Source organism: Listeria welshimeri serovar 6b str. SLCC5334 (genome assembly GCF_000060285.1).
Classification (GTDB): domain Bacteria; phylum Bacillota; class Bacilli; order Lactobacillales; family Listeriaceae; genus Listeria; species Listeria welshimeri.
The window spans coordinates 1,064,440-1,082,535 of sequence record NC_008555.1 but is presented as its reverse complement, the minus strand read 5'-3'; the positions used below and the strand labels follow the sequence as shown (position 1 = coordinate 1,082,535).

Genomic DNA, 18,096 nt, shown 5'->3' with positions numbered 1-18,096 from the left:
TACCACAATTCCAGTGTTAAATCTTACTTAATAAGTTCTTTCACAATTCGTTCTGCAGAATGGCCGTCTAAATCATCAAAGAATCTCTCTTTAAACGTGCGAACTTTATGAAGATCAAAATCATTTGATTTAATTGCGCTAATTACTTCTTCATTTGTCCGAACAATTGGCCCCGGAACAAATTCTTCAAAATTATAATAGAAATTACGCTCTCCTAAATAATTTTCCAAATCATAAGCATAGAAAAGAATTGGTTTTTCCATTATCGAGAAATCAAAGACTACGGATGAATAATCGGTAATTAAAATGTCCGTATTAATTAAAACATCGTTAATGTCTTCCCCGCTCATATTAAATGCGAATTCTTGTAAATCAAATGGGATTCCGACTCCTCTAACAACAGATGGATGCATTTTTAAAATAAGTGCATATTCATCACCTAATTGTTCAGCCAGACGACGAATGTTCAAGTTCATAATAAATTGTTGACGTTCACCTGGACCGCCACGGAAAGTTGGTGCATATGTGATGATTTTTTTATTCTTCAAAGCTGGATATTTACCTTCAAAAACAGTTTTAATGTAAGTTTTGTACTCTTCATTAAAGAAACGATCTGTTCGTGGAACGCCTAGTGGTAACACATTCTTTTCGTCTACTCCAAATGCTTCTGCATAAAATGGCACTATTTCACTTGAAGATACAACTACTTTTGAATAGTTTTTATGTGCATCACGTTCAAAACTTTCTGTATTACTATCTGCATAACCTATGGAACTAAAACCAAACTTTTTAAAAGCTCCTGCGGCATGCCAAAGTTGAATCACTTCTGTATCTTTGCGAAGTGTTAGTCCATATATTTGACGATAATAATCATCTAAAAAGATATATTCAGCGGTTGCAATGTCTTTGTACATTTTTAGCAATTCCAAAATAGAACGTTTTGGTTGTTTTAGATACCCTACCACTTTATAATCTGGTTTTTGCAAGATAACTTCATCATATACAGCTTTAAAAGAATCAGCAAGCACATCATGCTTATTAGTTAGAAAGACTATTTTACGTTCTTTCTTAGCTAATTTATAAAACGGAAAAGAAATTCTACGCGCATAAAAATTACGCGCAACTCCAGATAATTTTTTCCAATTTTCGGCGATAACTTTTTCATATCCAAGTTTAATTGTCGAACCAATTTTACGAGTAACAAGACGGTTATAGATTGGTTTGATTGAGTTTCGTTTAGCAGCTTTTTCGCCAGCACGAACTTCTTTAGGAAACTCTGATGATAACAATTTATTTAAAGAACCTGGATCTAATTTTTCATAGGCTAATCTTACAGCTCTCAAATAACTTGAGCGCGCCTTTTCTTTAATAAATGTGTAGCGATTAATTGTTTCAAATGTAAGCAAACGCTGAAATACGCCTAGGTTATTATACAAATGAAAATCCATCGAATCTAATAATTCACGAAAAGCATCGAACATTTTAATTTGCGTTTCCGCGCTTCCGCTCAACAAAATCCCTTTATAGGCAGGCCAAATATCTGTTGAAATAATCCGGTCATAATAATCTATTCTAATTTTTTGAAGTGCAATTGGATTCGTCACATATTGTTTTAAAAGAGCATCTGAAAGTTTGATGCTGGCAATGATATCTTTGAAACTCACATAAGGATCTGATGTAACGATTTGAGATAGTGAGATATCCCCTTCATCTTCACGTGCCCTATAATTATATATTATTTCATCTACTGTATAAATATTTTCAGATTTCAAATAAGCTTCAATAACAAATGGGTGATCTTCTGCAACTTTAATTGAATTAGGGAAACGAATATCTTGAACCATATCTCGGCGATAAAGTTTATTACACGGTCCTAATGTATATAGCATTTCGGGGTTTTGGAGAAGTGATTTACGACCTTTTTTGAAAACACCTTTTTTAAAGTGCCCGCCAATAAACCATGAGCGACTGTTGTTAAAGCTGACAGATATACCAGTAACTACACCAACTTGCTCTTTCTCAGCAGCTTCATACATGATTTCTAGCGCTCTTTCAGGGAGAATGTCATCAGAGTCAACAAAACTAATGTATTTACCTTTAGCGATGCTTAAACCGTTATTACGAGCCATACCAGGTCCGGCGTTAGGTTCTTTTGCGACACAAATATTATCATGACGTTCCCCGTAATCAATAATTCTTTCAAAACTTCCATCAGAAGAACCGTCATCAACTAAAATTATTTCAATTTCTTTTAAGGTTTGGCTTAGTAAGGAATTAATCGTTTCATCAATATAACTAATTACATTATAAACTGGAACTATAACAGAAATTTTTGGTTCTGCTATTTTTGATTCTTTTATAATCTCATAGAGCATGCTTAATCTCCCTTTATACATTTTATTTACTTTCTTCAATCTATTACAATTGCCCATAAATGTCAAGATAACATAGTAAAACTGTCTCTTTTAGTATTCAGCTTGAATTACAATCATTGAATAGCGTATAATGAATCTAGTTACAGTAGTATTATTATTCAAAGGAGCGTTATAATGAGAGTAAAAAAAGCAGTCATTCCAGCAGCAGGATTAGGGACGAGATTTCTGCCTGCCACAAAAGCAATGCCTAAAGAAATACTTCCAATAGTAGACAAGCCAACCATTCAATACATAGTAGAAGAAGCGGTAGAATCTGGAATTGAAGATATTCTAATCGTTACTGGTAAAGGAAAAAGAGCTATTGAAGACCACTTTGACTCCGTTCCTGAACTTGAGCTTAACCTACGCGAAAAAAACAAACTAGAATTACTTCATTTAATTGAAGAAACAACAAATATTAACCTTCACTTCATTCGTCAATCTAAACCTAAAGGACTTGGTGATGCGATTCTTCAAGCTAGAGGGTTTGTGGGTAATGAGCCATTTATTGTTATGTTAGGTGATGACATTGTTCAAGCAAAAACACCATGTGCAAAACAGTTAATAGATCAATACGAAAAAACACATAGTTCTATCATTGGAGTTCAAACGGTTCCTCATGAAGAAACTTATCGTTATGGCATTATCGATCCAATTGATGAATATAGTAAAAACCTATACAATGTAAATGGTTTTGTAGAAAAGCCTGATCCAAGTGCAGCGCCTTCTGACCTTGCTATTCTTGGTAGATATCTACTAACACCGCAGATTTTTGACTTCTTAGAAACACAAAAACCTGGTGCTGGTGGCGAAATCCAATTAACTGACGCTATCAACAGTTTAAATGAAATTCAACGAGTTTTTGCTTATGATTTTGAAGGAGAACGCTTTGATGTTGGTGATAAATTCGGTTTTATCAAGACGACCATGCAATTTGCTTTAAAGCATCCAGAAATTAAGGATGATGTTGCAAAATTGGTAGATCAGCTTTATGCAGAAATTCACTCGAAGGATAAAAAATAAAAGGATATACATTTAGCTTAACAGCTAAGTGTATATCCTTTTTATTTAAATCTAATCATTTCTCTGTTTAAAAGTTAAGAAACTTAATGATAAAACACCAACAAAAATAATTATAATAAGTGAATAGCTATACCATGGAATCAATGGCGATTTAGTATTTTCAGATACGACAAACCCAATATCTTCATTAACTTGATTTTTTCCATTTATATACATTGCTCCATCACTATATAGATCAAACCCTTTTTGTTGATACTTACCTAACATTAAAGCTTCACCTTTGTTACCGTTTGTTGCTAAAATTTGTATACTGTACTCTGTATTCTTTTTTGGCTTTTCATTTACTTCGATTGGGAAATATTTCCCTGATTTAAAGGAAGAAGAAGAATACACTTTCTCAGAAATTATTTTATTTTCATCTTTGTTGGTTATTCTAATTTTATATTTATTATTTTTATTTGGAGCTTTTAAAACATAAATACCAACATTATTAAATTTTTCATCTGCTTTAAAAGTTTGTGAAACAGCATTTTTCGAATCAACTGGTACTTGTAAATATGCATAGCTTTGGTTTACTAAATAATGGTTGGTGTTTTGTTTATCAACAGCTATTGGCTTAACTCCATAAATAATAGTGACTATACTCAATATGAACACAACAAAACATACTATTAAAAATGGTTTTCTAGTCGTTTGTTTAATAACAGGAATTTTGTCTTTTGTATAAAGTAGTTCTACTAAGAATTTAAAACCGTACATAGCCGACATAATCATAAGAGGTGTAACAAAAAGAATATACCTTTGATTAGCCTCCCATAATAGATGAAATAGCCAAACACCAATTAAAGTAATATTAATTAAAAAAGATAAATCAAATTCTTGCTTTTTGTAAAACCTTAGCGCGCCTAAAATAATTAGTATTAAATTAATAATATGGAATATCTGAGAAAACGCATCTGCAAATACTTTTTTATCACCGAATAAAAAATCATATGCAGCTGGGTATTCTTTAGCGGAATTAACATACCAACTATATGCTCTTGTGCCATCTGTCCAAGTAGATAACATTTTCATATTATAAAGTTTTAATAACTTTACAGGCCCATATGATGTTATTCTTTCCTTTATTATTTTTTTATTAGCTTCTTGTTTTTTTTCTTTTGTATCAAATTGCTTCGTATAAAGAAATTCTGAACTATTATATCTCCCTGCTGGCCCCTTTAACCCCATCATAACCCAATGCGATTGAGGAAACTCTAAACTATTATCACGTTCAAAACCATATCTTTCTGTTAATGGATTATAGAGTGTGTTCACACCTGCAAAAACAATTAAGATGATAGCTGAATTTAATAATGTTTTTCGCCAATTTCTTATGAAACACAAATGAATAATAATCGCTGGTAACATAATTATTAAATTTGGTTTTATATGATACCCAATAGCAAATAAGACTCCAATAATTATAAAATAAAACCATTTATTATTTTTTGTATAAAAATAATAAAACAATAGAATTAGTGCAGCAAAAGGTAGCACAAGTGTATCTGAATAAAAATAACTCAAATACCCATAAAAAGGAACACAAAACAATATTATCAATAAGTAAATGTTGCTATATTTTATACCAACTTCTTTTCGAATAATATAAAACAATGTAAAGAAAGTGATATTCATACATAAAATAACAAAACCACATTCAAGGAGATAAGTATTAGTGATACCTATACCTGCTCCGAAATTATATAATCCATATCTGATTATTGTAGTTAAAACATTATTCGGATATACAAGAAAATAACTGTCTCCTGTGAACATTCCACCGTTTTGTAGCATTTGTACTGCTTGACCTTTTATACCAAAACTGTCAGCAAAAGCATCCATTTGAAGCGCAAACATTAAGTAAACTTGTATTGAGACCAATGTTATTATTAAAATTGCCGTCACTAATATATCACTTCTACGATTAAGACGACTAAATAATTGAAAAAAAGCTAACATAATAAATAAAATAGTTATACTAAATAATAAAAGTATAAAAAAATTACTGTAATCAACATTTAATGGATTAATTATACTTCTTACTAACAAATAACCAAATATAAAAATGAATACTCCATAAAATACAAAACCTAAATTTTTTTTAATCTGCACTTTTTTCCCCTACTTATTTTAAATTTTCAGCTTTATATTTTTCTTCAAATAAATTATCTTCAATAGTAAAACGAGGTCTTGCCTTAACCTCTTTAAATATTTTACCAATATATTCACCTAAGACACCTATTGCAATTAATTGAATACCTCCAATTAACCATAGAGAAACCATTAACGAAGTCCACCCTATTACAACTTCTCCTAGTATTTTCTGTACAATAGCGTATATTCCTAACCCCACGCCAATTATAAACATTAATACTCCTATCGTTAATAAAAATCTAATTGGTGTAATACTAAAGGACGTAATACCATCTACAGCAAACATTAACATTTTCTTTAGTGGGTATTTGGATTCACCCGCAAAACGTTCATTTCGATTATAATACACTTTAGTTGATTTAAATCCTAACAAAGGAATTATTCCACGGATAAACATATTTTCTTCTTTATATTTTAAAAACTCTCCTAAAGCTCGTTTGCTTAACAAACGATAATCTGCATGATTAGGAACCATTTTGACACCTAGTTTTTCCATTACTTTATAAAATCCAAGTGCAGTATTTCTTTTAAAAAATGTATCCGTGTCTCTTTTATCACGAACTCCATATACAACTTCATACCCTTGATTAAATTTCTCAACAAAAGGGATAATCGCATTTACATCATCTTGTAAATCTGCGTCAATAGAAATCACACAATCCGAAGCTTCATAAGCTGAAGTCAAACCTGCTAATAAAGCACCCTGATGACCATAATTACGGCTAAGTTTAAGACCCGTTATGTATTTTAGTTCTTTTGTGAACCCATCTATTAGTTCCCATGTCTTGTCTTTACTTCCGTCATCCACAAACATAATCTTACTTTTTTCACTAATTTCTGCTTTATCCACTAAAGTATCCAAAATCTTTGTTAACTGAATTACAGTTTCCCCGAGAACTGCTTCTTCGTTATAGCATGGAACTACAATGGTTAAAAATGGTTTTTCCATTCTTAAACAACTCCTTAAATTCTTCTTTCAATAAAAAATCAATATATACAGCATATCTTATTTAATACTTATTTTCAACATTGAAAAAAAAGAAGTAGAAATACCTATAAATAGATACTCTACTTCTTCTCATTTATTTAACATTTGTGAACGCGCGTTTATCTACCCAACCAATTACTTTTCCATTAATACTCATTTGATAATAAGTGGAACGTGTTGTCTTAGCTTCTTTCACTAATTGTACAGTTTTATTTGCATAAGATGTTGCTTGCCCGACATTTTTCGTTCCAATAACTCGGTAAGGTTCTGACCAAATAGCATTTCCTGAAGCATTACTTAGTATACCAGTTAACTTAATGTTTTTGTTATACTCAATTTCATCATAAACATCAAATGCTTTCTCATCTAGCCAACCGATATTTTTTCCATTAATGCTAAATTGGTAGTAGATACCCCTTTCGGTTTTAGCTTTTCTTGTAATTCTTGCTTGTTGGTTTTTATATGTTGCTGCAGGATTAACAGCTTTAGTGCCATAGATTTGATATGGTAATGTCCAAACTGTATTTCCGGTTACATTAGTAATTATAGCATCTCTATTGTAAACTTCATCATATTCTAATGTATTATAGAATTTAAATGCTTTCTTATCTAACCAGCCTATCACTTTGCCGTTATAGCTAAACTCATAATACGTTCCTCTACTTGTCTGAGCTTCTCGAGTTAATTTAACTGTTTTATCTTTGTATGTGTTTGCCGTAGTTATCCCTTGGACACCTTTACTCTTATATGGAGCTGACCAAACAGCGTTACCAGTTACATTCTCAACTACAGCCTCCATATTGACAACTTTATTATAAAGAATGTTGTCATATATTTCGAAAGCTTTTTGATCCAACCAACCAATCACTTTACCAGCTGATTTAAATTGATAGTAAGTACCTTTTGGTGTTTTGGCTTCGCGAATTATTTGAACATCTTTGTTTAAATATGCTTCGGCTGGACCAACTGATTTTGTGCCAACTGTTCGATAAGGCTTAGTCCATATTGTGTTACTCTTAACATTTTTAATGGTACCATCAAATGAAACTGCTTTATTATATTCTTCTACATCATAAAGTGTAAGAGCTTTTTGATCTAACCAACCGATATTTTTACCATTGATACTAATATTATAATAACTACCATGTTGAGTTTCAATTTGTTGATTAATATTAACATCCTGATTGGCATATTTAGAAGCTGGTGCAACAGAAGTTGTGCCCTCTAACTTGTATGCCTTAGACCAAATACCATTTCCAGTTGGGTTAGTAATTTGCCCAGCTAGATTCACATTTTTACTTGAGATAATGGAATCATAAGGATAAATTGTTAAAGCTCTTTTATCAATCCAACCAATTATTTTATTATTGATACTAAATTGATAATATGTGCCTTTTGCAGTTTGCGCTTCACGTAAAAGTTTTATTTCTTGTTGTGCATATGTGGTTGCATTTGCCACAAATTCACGTCCATATATGTTATATGGTTTAGACCAAATACCATTACTAGTTGGACTTGATATTTTCGCTCTTCCTACATAAGACTTGTCATAATTTACTTTATCATAAATAGTTAGTGCCTTTCCATCAAGCCAGCCAATCACTTTACCATTATATTTAAATTGATAATAAGTTCCTCTTTTTGTAGTAGCCACAGAAATCAAATCAATATCTTTATTAGCATATCCACTAGCTGGACCAACAGACGCTACTCCCTTAACTTTATAGGGTAAAGACCATATACCGTTCCCAGTTGGATTTGTCACAGTGGCTTTCTCTGAGATAGATTTTTGAGTGAGAATTTTATCATATAAAACATCGTATTTTGCTAAATCATAAGTCTCAATTACTCGGATTAAACTGGAAGCATAATTTGGATCTGTAGCATATCCAGCTTTTTGAAGTTCATTTGCAGCTACTTTATAATCTGTTGCATTAACAACTTTTTTATATAAGTCTCTATTCCAAGAAGTACCATTTACAAGTAATAAGGTATGGTCAGTAACTGATTCATTCCAACTTGGATATTTACGAAATTCTGCATCAACTTTTATCCACTGTCCATTAACATATTCAGAAGTTTGCATAATTACAGATTGGTTATTGTATTTTCCTTTTATTCCGAATAAATTATTACCTTTTGTTGCAAGTCCACTTTTTCCCCAATTAGATTCTAGAATCCCTTGAGCTAAAGTTATACTAGACAGAAGTTTATATTTTTCTTGAGATGCCTGAGCTGCGGGTGCAAGTTTGTTGATAAACGTCTGTTGCTCTGTTGTAGCAGCTTCTACGTCTTTAACAAAGGAATTTTTTCCAGTTAATGAATCTTGTAATTGGCTACCTAGAGTTGTCACTCCGTACATTGGAACAACTAACATTGGTATCATTACAATTTTCATCCACTTTTTATTTATCATTATTTTCAAACCACTCCTTAAATTATATTACTGTCCTATATTTTACCAAACTTTATGCTATAGTAAGTTACAGAAGTATTACAAAACAGATGATTTCAATAGTTACCACATTTTTGTTAATTATTTAGACAAATTTACAGAATGAAATTAATTATTTTTCCGTAAATTTAAATAAATATTTTTATTTAGTGGTATTTAAAAATTTATGATAAAATGGTGTTAAATACTATCCGAGGGAGAATTAAATGAAACCTTATCTAAACAAAATAGAATTAAATCAAGAAAAACAAATATGGACAATCTCCGGCACATTCCCGCTAAAAATCGATGCAATTCAAGCACATTATACAGAAATGTTGGAATTTCTTCGCCCTGAAAAGAAAATAGACTTACCTTTTCAAACAGATGACACTAATTTTAATGCAAGTATCTCTCTACAAGAAATCGCTGAAAACTCTATCACTAATAATAAAACTGCATGGACCTTCCGTATAATTAGTGAAGGAAAAAGTTATCCTATAGAGTCTGATGGACCTGTTTCTAATAAAGAATTTATGCCAATAAATACTTTTTATCAGTATTTATTTGAATTTCCAGAAGGAATAGTTACCTTATTTAGTAAACCAAAAGAAATTACGGCGACACTTTCTGAGTTCCAACTAGTTCCCGACTCTCTATCTGGTGTTATTAATTTAAGTACCACCATTGAACCTGATACGTATGCTGCTGAAATCGTTTTTAAACGTAGGCCTTATTCAGCATTATATTTATTTCATGAACAAGAAGAAATATTCAACATAGGTAATATCAAATCTAACTCAATCAATTTTAATGTAGATTTGAAGAATTTATCTTCTGAACTTTTAGTTGATTCTAATAACGTAATTGATGCATTCATTCGTTTAAATGCCTTATCTATAAAGAAACAACATGATTTCTATTTAAATATTGATTCATCAATAAAAAATACCGTAGCTAAAGAAGTTGATCTTTTAACCCCCACTCACAGTAAATTAACTTCTTTTGTTACTGGGTCAAATCGCTTATCTCTCTATTTCAAAAAAATTATCAGGAGATAGTTAGCGTTGTTTCTTTTGAAGAGGATGAAAATCAAATTGAACTACAATTTTCACTTCCAAAAAAATTCACAAATTGTCAATTGGTCATTAAACGTCGTGATAATAAAGCAAAACTATTTGAATATTACTTTGAACAAGTTTTCCCAATAAAAAAAGGATTACTAAAATCCGAAACTATTATCTCTCGTAATGAATTTCTGACTGGCAATATCAACAAAGAAAATGGTATTTGGGATTTCTTTATTCGTTCAACAGGTGAACCTGATTTACCTATCTTCATACCAAATACAGTTGATTTATCTAAAAATAAATACCATGATGTCTTTGATAGCCCATTCCAAGCTAGAATTTTAAAAAATGGCGCTCAAAATCTTTCCATCAATACAATTCCAGCACCTGAATCAAATAATAATCCATTAAAAATAGCAGTTATGGGATCTTGTTTTAGTAGAAACGCCTTTAACTCATCACGTTATTTTAATCCTGATTACAAACGATTCTTTGAAGTTACTTTCACACAATCACACACTTCTATTTTTAGTGTCCTTTCTGAACCATACAAAGGCGTGGACCTTGAAAAGTATGGTAATATGACAAACAATGAGCGCAGAACTGTTCAGGACGATTTAAATAAAGGCTTTTTCGAAAAACTTGAAAAATCTAATTCTGATTACTTGCTTTTAGATTTTTACCCTGATGTGTTACGTGGGCCACTATGGTTAGAAGGTGGAGAAATTCTTAGCTTATCTTATATTATGGAACAAACTGGAATCTTAAATGATTTACCAATTAAAAGATTACTAGATCATTCAAATAATGATGCTTTCTTCCAAGAGTGGACGACCTATGCAGATAAGTTTATTGAAAAACTTCTAACTATAATGCCTGCTGAACGAATTATTTTGAATAAAGGTGGATTTACAACAAAATATTATGATAAAAATGGCACCGTTCAAGAGTATAAAATCAAAATGCGCATTGAGCGAAATAATTATTTCTGGGATCGCTTAAATAACTATTTCTTAGCTAAAGTACCTACTGCTCAAGTGATTGATTTTACTAAAAAACCTTATATTGGAGATTACTATTATCCGTTCGGTCATTCATTCTCTCACTTTGAGTCTGGCTACTATAAAGATTTCTTCCGAGAAATGATTTACATTACTGAACGTGAGAAAAGAAAATCAACTAATTAAGAAAAAGCTTCTTACTAATAAATAGTAAGAAGCTTTTTTTTATGATTTTGTTTTTAATTGATTAGTATCTAATTGAACGATTTTTTCTATATGGGTGTCAGAACCCTCGCTAATCAATCCTTTAAATGATTTACCTGTTCCCACTAATGTTCCGAATAAAATCGTTAATACAATTAATACTGTCAAAAAGCACTTATCAAAAAGTGTTAAACGGTATTTATTAGCATTAGGATTAGGGTAAACCTTTTTCTGAGGTGCTTTTTGGTTTTCTTTATGTTCTTTTTGGTATTTTTTCTTATAGTCATTTGGCTGTTGATTGAACCATTTTACAAACTCATCATATTTTTGGGCAACTTCCTTAGCTTCCCCCATTTCGCGTATTTCACCATGATGCATCCAAATAATTCTATCACATAAACTTTTCATTTGACCAAGCGAGTGGCTGACAAACACTATTGTTTTACCCCGCGCTTTAAATTCATTGATTTTATTTACACATTTTTGATAGAAAGTTTGATCACCGACTGACAAAGCTTCATCAATGACTAAAATATCTGGATTAGTATGCACAGAAATCGCAAATCCAAGACGAGAACGCATACCACTAGAATAGTTTTTAATAGGTTGATTAATAAAATCGCCAATATCAGCAAATTCAATAATACTTGGCATTAACTTGTTAATTTGAGAACTCTTCATACCATGCATAAGTAACTTCAATCGAATATTTTCATAGCCAGTAAGTGGACCTTTTAAACCAACAGCAATAGCAATTAATGAGGTCTCCCCGTTAATAATAACTTCACCCTGAGTTGGAGGGATTACGCCAGACATAATGCTAGAAATGGTAGATTTCCCGGAACCATTAATACCAATAAGTCCAACAGTTTCACCATCATGAACATCAAAAGAGACATCTCTTAAAGCCCAAAAAGATTGCATTTTTTGGCTTTTTGGCATGAATAAGCCTTTAATCTTATCTGATTTATTTTGATAGAGGTCATATTCTTTTGACACATGTTTAAATGATACTTTAATATTTTTATCCATCTGTCTAACCTCCTATAAATAATCCACGAAACGTTCGCGGAATTTCATGTGTAGTGTCGCTCCAACAAAAAGCAATACAATTGTTATTAACCAAAAGTACATTGTATAAGAAGGCGATTCCCAAAAACCTTTATGCATTAAAAAGGTCTCTCTAAAGCCGTTTACAACATAATATATTGGATTTAATTTTAATAAATCAACCAACCATTGTGGCAACATTGTTTCTAAATTCCATACAATACCAGACATATAGAAAAGTACTCGCATGACTGACTGTAGCATAATATAATAATCTCTCACCAAAACACTAATAGTTGCATTAAACAATGTCACACTATATAAGAAGGCAATCATTGCAACAAAGTAATACAAATATTGTCCCCAATAAATGGTAATAGGTGTTCCATTAATCGCAAACAATCCTAATAAAATCAGCATCATCGTAAAATAACTTGTTAAATTAGAAACAATGGTTATATTAGGTAGAATACTCATTGGGAAATTCATTTTTGAAACCATACTTATTTTATTATAAATACTATTCGCACCTTGTAAAATAACCGCACTAATGAAGAACCAAGGAATAATCCCTGCAAGCATCCATTCAATATAACTAGCATCTGATCCAGATTTGGCTTTCATCGCAAATCCAAACACAAAGTAATAAATTGCAATTTGAATTAATGGATTTAAAATCTGCCAAGCTAATCCTAAATAATGGCTTTGATACGTAGCTTTATCTTCATAGCGAGCGATACGAAATATCATTGGTAAATTTTTAACTTGTTCTTTAATAACTTCCATAACCTGTTTCACAAAAACACTTCTTCCCGAAAAATAATATGGTTTTCCAACCAGTTTCTGCTCACTTTATTCTTATAGGCAACTCCTCCACTTAAAAACCAAATACACTTTGTTAGTATTTATTGTTATCTGGGCTGCCTTTTACTTGCTGTGTGTGCATCATCTTCTTTGTGTAAATTGTTTCTGAAATTAGACGAATTAATCCACTGATATTATTCAGTAAAAAAATACACCCTATGTTAAATTACCTTAAAAGTTGTTTTTTGTAAAGCTCCATCTGTAATTATCAAAGAATTAGTTTCCAAGAACCGCTTGAATATCCGCTGCGCCTTCAAGTAATCTTGGTCCTGGACGACTTAATTTATTTGCATCCATTTCATAAATTTGATCATTTTTTACGGCTGGAATATCTTTCCATGCGGTACGTTTTAAAATAGTTGATTTAGCATCTGGATAGACAGATAAGATAATATCCGGATTCAATTCGACAACTTTTTCTTCGTTATAAGGAATAAACCCTGATTCAGTAACGATATTAGTACCACCAGCAAGTTCTAACATTTCGTCCATAAAAGTCCCTTTACCAGCTGTATATAAATCTGGACTAATTTCAATCCATACTTTTGGAGATGTTTTTAATTCTTTTGCTTTCTTTTCGATTTCTTTCTTTTGTTTTTCCATGGAATCGGTCACTTTTGATGCTTCTTTTTCTTTGCCAGTTAGTTCCCCAATTGTGGCAATAGATTTTTCTGTTTCTTTTAAATTAGTTGCGTTTGGTACAACAAAAACGTTAACTCCCGCATCTTTCAGTAATTGATAAGCATCTTTTTCTGTGGCAAGCATAGATTCATGACCTAAAACTAAATCAGGTTTAAGTGCAATAATTTTCTCTGTATCAACTGTAGTAGAAGTTACTTTTTCTATTTTTTGAGCTTCTTTTGGATAATCGTCATATGCAGATACGCCCTTCACTTCATCACCAAGGCCTAATGAAAATAAGATTTCTGTATTACTTGGTATTAAGGAGACTATTTTAGTTGGTTCTTTTTTCAAAGTGATTGTTTCACCGGTCGCATCTTTCACTTTGATTTCTTCAGGTTGTTTATTTACTTCTTTTACTTCAGTATTTCCGCAAGCCGTTAAGATAGCTAATAATAAAACGACAGCAATTCCTTTAAACCATTTCATATGTATATTCTCCTTTTTTCAGAAAAAACGGGTGGGAAATATAACACTAATAAATCTGGGAAAAACGTCTATATTCTCACGTTTATCTTCTCGATTTTTAAAGTTTAGCACTTTAATTAGCATCATATTCCCACCCGTTAATCATGTATGTTTTTAGATTCTGTTAACTTCAATTAATAAATCACCTGATTCGATTGTATCGCCGTCAGATACATAAATACTGCTGACTTCTCCGTCGAAAGGTGCTTGAATAGTTGTTTCCATTTTCATTGCTTCTGTGATTAGTAATGGATCACCTTTTTTCACAGAATCGCCTTTTTTCACGACTACTTGAATTACTGAACCTGTCATAGTTGCTCCAACATGTTCTGGGTTCGTCGTATCAATTTTACGGCGTGCAATAACAGTTGATTGAACATTCATATCTTGAATATTAATCTCACGTGGTTGTCCATTTAGTTCAAAATAGATAACACGCGTTCCATCCGCAATTGGTTCACCAATAGAGTTTAATTTGATTAGAAGGATTTTCCCTTTTTCAAGTTCTACTTCAATTGTTTCACCTAAACGCATACCCTTGTAGAAAGTCGGCGTATCAAGAACGGTTACATCACCATATTTGTTAATCATTTCCTGATAATCTAGGAATACTTTTGGATACAAGATATAGGAAATAACATCTTTTTCAGTTGGTTCATAACCCATTTTTTCTTTTAACTCTGCTTTGACATCAAGAAAATTAACTGGCTCCATTAAAGCTCCTGGACGATCCGTAAGTGGTGTACGTCCTTTGAGTACAAGTTTTTGTAACTTTTCTGGGAAGCCGCCATATGGTTGACCAATTTCACCCATAAAGAATTCAATAACAGAATCAGGGAAATCAATTGTATCGCCTTTTTCGTATACATCTTCTTCAGTAAGTTCATTTTGGACCATGAATAATGCCAGATCTCCAACAACTTTAGAAGAAGGTGTTACTTTAACGATATCGCCAAACATTTGGTTTACTATAGTATACATTTCTTTTACTTCATCCCAACGATCACCTAAACCAACTGCAATTGCTTGTTGTTGCAGATTAGTATATTGACCACCTGGCATTTCGTGAATGTATACTTCAGTTTGTGGTGAGTTAAGCGCATTGTCAAAGTCTTTGTAATAATGACGAACATCTTCCCAGTAATGATTAATAATTTGAGAATTGTGCGCATCAAGGTTCGTTTGGCGATTACCATTAACCAGCCCATAATAAAGACCTGTCATACTTGGTTGACTTGTTGCTCCACTCATTGCACTGGAAGCAACATCAACAATGTCGACTCCCGCACTAACAGCTGCTGCATAGGTATAAATACCATTGCCGCTTGTATCATGTGTATGCAAGTGGATTGGAACATCTACGGTATCTTTTAGTTCATTGATTAATCGATAAGCAGCTTGTGGTTTTAACAGACCAGCCATATCTTTAATGCCTAAAATATGAGTACCTTGAGCAACTAGCTCTTTTGCCATATCTTTATAATAGTCAATCGTATATTTCGTTCTTGTGTCATCATCAATATCTCCAGTGTAGCAAATAGCGGCCTCTACAACCTTCCCTGCTTCACGAACAGCATCAATTGACACTTCCATACCCTTAATCCAGTTTAAGCTGTCAAACACACGGAAGACGTCGACACCAGATTGTGCGGATTGTTTAACGAATTCGCGAATAACATTATCAGGATAGTTTTTATATCCGACTGCATTAGCCCCGCGGAGTAGCATTTGGAACATCACATTTGGAATTTGTTTTCTAAGTGTTTCTAGACGCACCCATGGATCTTCATTTAAAAAGCGATAAGCCACGTCAAAAGTCGCCCCGCCCCACATCTCAAAGGAGAACATGTTAGGTAATAAGTGGGCCATCGAATCTGCTATTTGGAAAATATCTTTGGAACGGACACGAGTAGCAAGTAAAGATTGATGCGCATCCCGAAGTGTAGTATCTGTTAAAAGCACTTCTTCTTGTTTTTTCACCCAGTCTACTATACCTTCTGGCCCTTTTGCATCCAAAATTTGTTTTGTTCCCGGAGCAATTTCTGATCCATATGGAATTTTTGGCAAACGAGGTTCTGCATACACAGGTTTATCACGATGCTTAATTCCTGGGAACCCATTTACAGTTACATTCCCAATATAACGCAATGTTTTTGTACCACGATCGCGAATATGAGGGAATTTAAATAGTTCTGGTGTCGTATCGATAAAGCTTGTATTATAATTACCACTTGCAAAATCTGGATGACGAACAACATTTAATAAGAAAGGAATATTCGTTTTCACACCACGGATACGGAATTCAATTAAGTTACGACGCATTTTGCGTGTTGCTTGTTCAAATGTCATTCCCCAAGTACATAATTTTACAAGTAAAGAATCATAAAACGGTGTCACTACTGTTCCTTGGAAGCCATTTCCTGCATCCAAACGAACACCAAATCCACCTGTAGAACGATACGTATCTACTCGACCAGTATCTGGCATAAAGTTATTAAGCGGATCTTCCGTAGTAATACGGCTTTGAATTGCAGAACCGTGAATATGGATATCTTCTTGCTTAGGAATAGCCACTAGTTGGTCATGTAAAGCATAACCATCTGCTATGAATAATTGTGATTGAACGATATCAATCCCTGTAATCATTTCAGTAATTGTATGCTCAACTTGAACACGAGGATTTACTTCGATAAAATAAAAATCATCGCCTTCAACTAAAAATTCTACTGTTCCAGCATTAATGTAATCAACATTTTTCATTAGTTTTACTGCAGCGTCACAAATACGGTTACGTAGTTCGGATGTAATCGCATTACAAGGAGCTACTTCAACTACTTTTTGATGGCGACGTTGAATAGAACAATCACGTTCAAATAAGTGAACGATGTTACCATGTGTATCACCAAGAATTTGTACTTCAATATGTTTTGGATTCATTACACATTTTTCTACATATACTTCATCGTTTCCAAATGCAGCTTTTGCTTCTGAGGATGCGCGTTCAAAGCTTTCTTTAACATGCTCTTTTGATTCAACAACACGCATACCACGACCGCCGCCACCAAGGGAAGCTTTAATCATTAATGGGTAACCGTTCTTATCACCAAATTCTTCCACTTCTTTAATACCAGCAACAGGTCCATTACTACCTGGAATAACTGGAATATCAGCAAGTAGAGCCTGTTCTTTTGCTTTGATTTTATCGCCAAACATATCTAGGTGTTTTGATTTAGGACCAACGAAAATAATGCCTTCTTGCTCACAACGACGAGCAAATTCAATGTTTTCGGACAAGAAACCATATCCCGGATGAATCGCATCTGCACCAGATTCTTTAGCAATTTCAATGATGTTTTCGATATCTAGATACGCATCAATAGGCTTTTTCCCTGCTCCAACCAGATAAGCTTCATCTGATTTATACCGGTGAAAACTTCCAGTATCTTCTTGCGAATAAATAGCCACTGTTTTGATTTTGAGTTCAGTACATGCACGCATAACTCGGATAGCAATCTCTCCGCGGTTTGCTACTAATACTTTTTTAATTCGATTCATTTTTTTCCTCCTAACCAACACTGATCTGTTCTATACTTATACATTGCCTAGAACGGTTAAAATAACTATGTATACGATTATGATAATCCCCTTTTTTAGGCTGTAAAACGGTATATAACTTCAATTATAGTATTAAATACCATCAGAT

The 18,096-nt window shown here is 32.7% G+C and carries 11 protein-coding genes; 3 read left to right on the top strand and 8 right to left on the bottom strand.

Features of this window, described 5'->3' with window-relative positions:
- Positions 1–23: 23 nt before the first annotated feature.
- Positions 24–2,375, bottom strand: a complete 2,352-nt coding sequence (locus LWE_RS05365) for a bifunctional glycosyltransferase/CDP-glycerol:glycerophosphate glycerophosphotransferase (protein WP_011701881.1) — start codon at positions 2,373–2,375, stop codon at positions 24–26.
- A 174-nt stretch (positions 2,376–2,549) separates the two neighbouring features.
- On the opposite strand from LWE_RS05365, the gene galU reads away from it, so the two are divergent.
- On the top strand, positions 2,550–3,437 hold the full coding sequence (gene galU, locus LWE_RS05360; RefSeq protein WP_011701880.1) for a UTP--glucose-1-phosphate uridylyltransferase GalU: 888 nt from the start codon (positions 2,550–2,552) through the stop codon (positions 3,435–3,437).
- Between the two features lie 51 nt (positions 3,438–3,488).
- Here the strand turns inward: galU and LWE_RS05355 are convergent, their stop codons facing one another.
- The 3 genes from LWE_RS05355 to LWE_RS05345 form a co-directional block, all read right to left on the bottom strand.
- On the bottom strand, positions 3,489–5,585 hold the full coding sequence (locus LWE_RS05355) for a glycosyltransferase family 39 protein (protein ID WP_011701879.1): 2,097 nt from the start codon (positions 5,583–5,585) through the stop codon (positions 3,489–3,491).
- Positions 5,586–5,604: 19 nt separating this feature from the next.
- Positions 5,605–6,582 (bottom strand): glycosyltransferase family 2 protein, encoded by a 978-nt coding sequence (locus tag LWE_RS05350; RefSeq protein WP_011701878.1) that lies wholly within the window; start codon positions 6,580–6,582, stop codon positions 5,605–5,607.
- Between the two features lie 133 nt (positions 6,583–6,715).
- Positions 6,716–9,037 (bottom strand): GW domain-containing glycosaminoglycan-binding protein, encoded by a 2,322-nt coding sequence (locus LWE_RS05345; protein ID WP_011701877.1) that lies wholly within the window; start codon positions 9,035–9,037, stop codon positions 6,716–6,718.
- 245 nt (positions 9,038–9,282) lie between these two features.
- Between LWE_RS05345 and LWE_RS14780 the strand changes: the two genes are divergently transcribed.
- Both LWE_RS14780 and LWE_RS14775 read left to right on the top strand, forming a co-directional pair.
- Positions 9,283–10,116 carry a hypothetical protein gene (locus LWE_RS14780; protein WP_231845343.1) on the top strand — a complete coding sequence of 278 codons (834 nt, stop codon included), beginning with the start codon at positions 9,283–9,285 and terminating at the stop codon, positions 10,114–10,116.
- 80 nt (positions 10,117–10,196) lie between these two features.
- Positions 10,197–11,312, top strand: a complete 1,116-nt coding sequence (locus LWE_RS14775; RefSeq protein WP_231845342.1) for a DUF6270 domain-containing protein — start codon at positions 10,197–10,199, stop codon at positions 11,310–11,312.
- A gap of 39 nt (positions 11,313–11,351) precedes the next feature.
- Here LWE_RS14775 and LWE_RS05335 read toward each other — a convergent pair whose 3' ends face one another.
- From LWE_RS05335 to LWE_RS05320, 4 genes are all read right to left on the bottom strand, one after another.
- A complete protein-coding gene (locus LWE_RS05335; protein ID WP_011701876.1) occupies positions 11,352–12,362 on the bottom strand; it encodes an ABC transporter ATP-binding protein in 1,011 nt (336 codons plus the stop codon).
- Positions 12,363–12,374: 12 nt separating this feature from the next.
- On the bottom strand, positions 12,375–13,178 hold the full coding sequence (locus LWE_RS05330; RefSeq protein ID WP_041176327.1) for an ABC transporter permease: 804 nt from the start codon (positions 13,176–13,178) through the stop codon (positions 12,375–12,377).
- 282 nt (positions 13,179–13,460) lie between these two features.
- Entirely contained in the window at positions 13,461–14,354 is an 894-nt protein-coding gene (locus LWE_RS05325) for an ABC transporter substrate-binding protein (RefSeq protein ID WP_011701874.1), read from the bottom strand.
- Between the two features lie 153 nt (positions 14,355–14,507).
- The gene (locus LWE_RS05320; protein ID WP_011701873.1) at positions 14,508–17,948 is read right to left on the bottom strand and encodes a pyruvate carboxylase; all 3,441 of its coding nucleotides are present in this window, start codon (positions 17,946–17,948) and stop codon (positions 14,508–14,510) included.
- Positions 17,949–18,096 lie beyond the last annotated feature (148 nt).

Bases quoted from the DNA above. Each gene is read 5' to 3' on its own strand.
- LWE_RS05350 (WP_011701878.1), bottom strand. From the start codon at position 6,582: ATGGAAAAACCATTTTTAACCATTGTAGTTCCATGCTATAACGAAGAA.
- LWE_RS05345 (WP_011701877.1), bottom strand. From the start codon at position 9,037: ATGATAAATAAAAAGTGGATGAAAATTGTAATGATACCAATGTTAGTT.
- LWE_RS05320 (WP_011701873.1), bottom strand. From the start codon at position 17,948: ATGAATCGAATTAAAAAAGTATTAGTAGCAAACCGCGGAGAGATTGCT.
- galU (WP_011701880.1), top strand. From the start codon at position 2,550: ATGAGAGTAAAAAAAGCAGTCATTCCAGCAGCAGGATTAGGGACGAGA.
- LWE_RS05325 (WP_011701874.1), bottom strand. From the start codon at position 14,354: ATGAAATGGTTTAAAGGAATTGCTGTCGTTTTATTATTAGCTATCTTA.
- LWE_RS14780 (WP_231845343.1), top strand. From the start codon at position 9,283: ATGAAACCTTATCTAAACAAAATAGAATTAAATCAAGAAAAACAAATA.
- LWE_RS05335 (WP_011701876.1), bottom strand. From the start codon at position 12,362: ATGGATAAAAATATTAAAGTATCATTTAAACATGTGTCAAAAGAATAT.
- LWE_RS05365 (WP_011701881.1), bottom strand. From the start codon at position 2,375: ATGCTCTATGAGATTATAAAAGAATCAAAAATAGCAGAACCAAAAATT.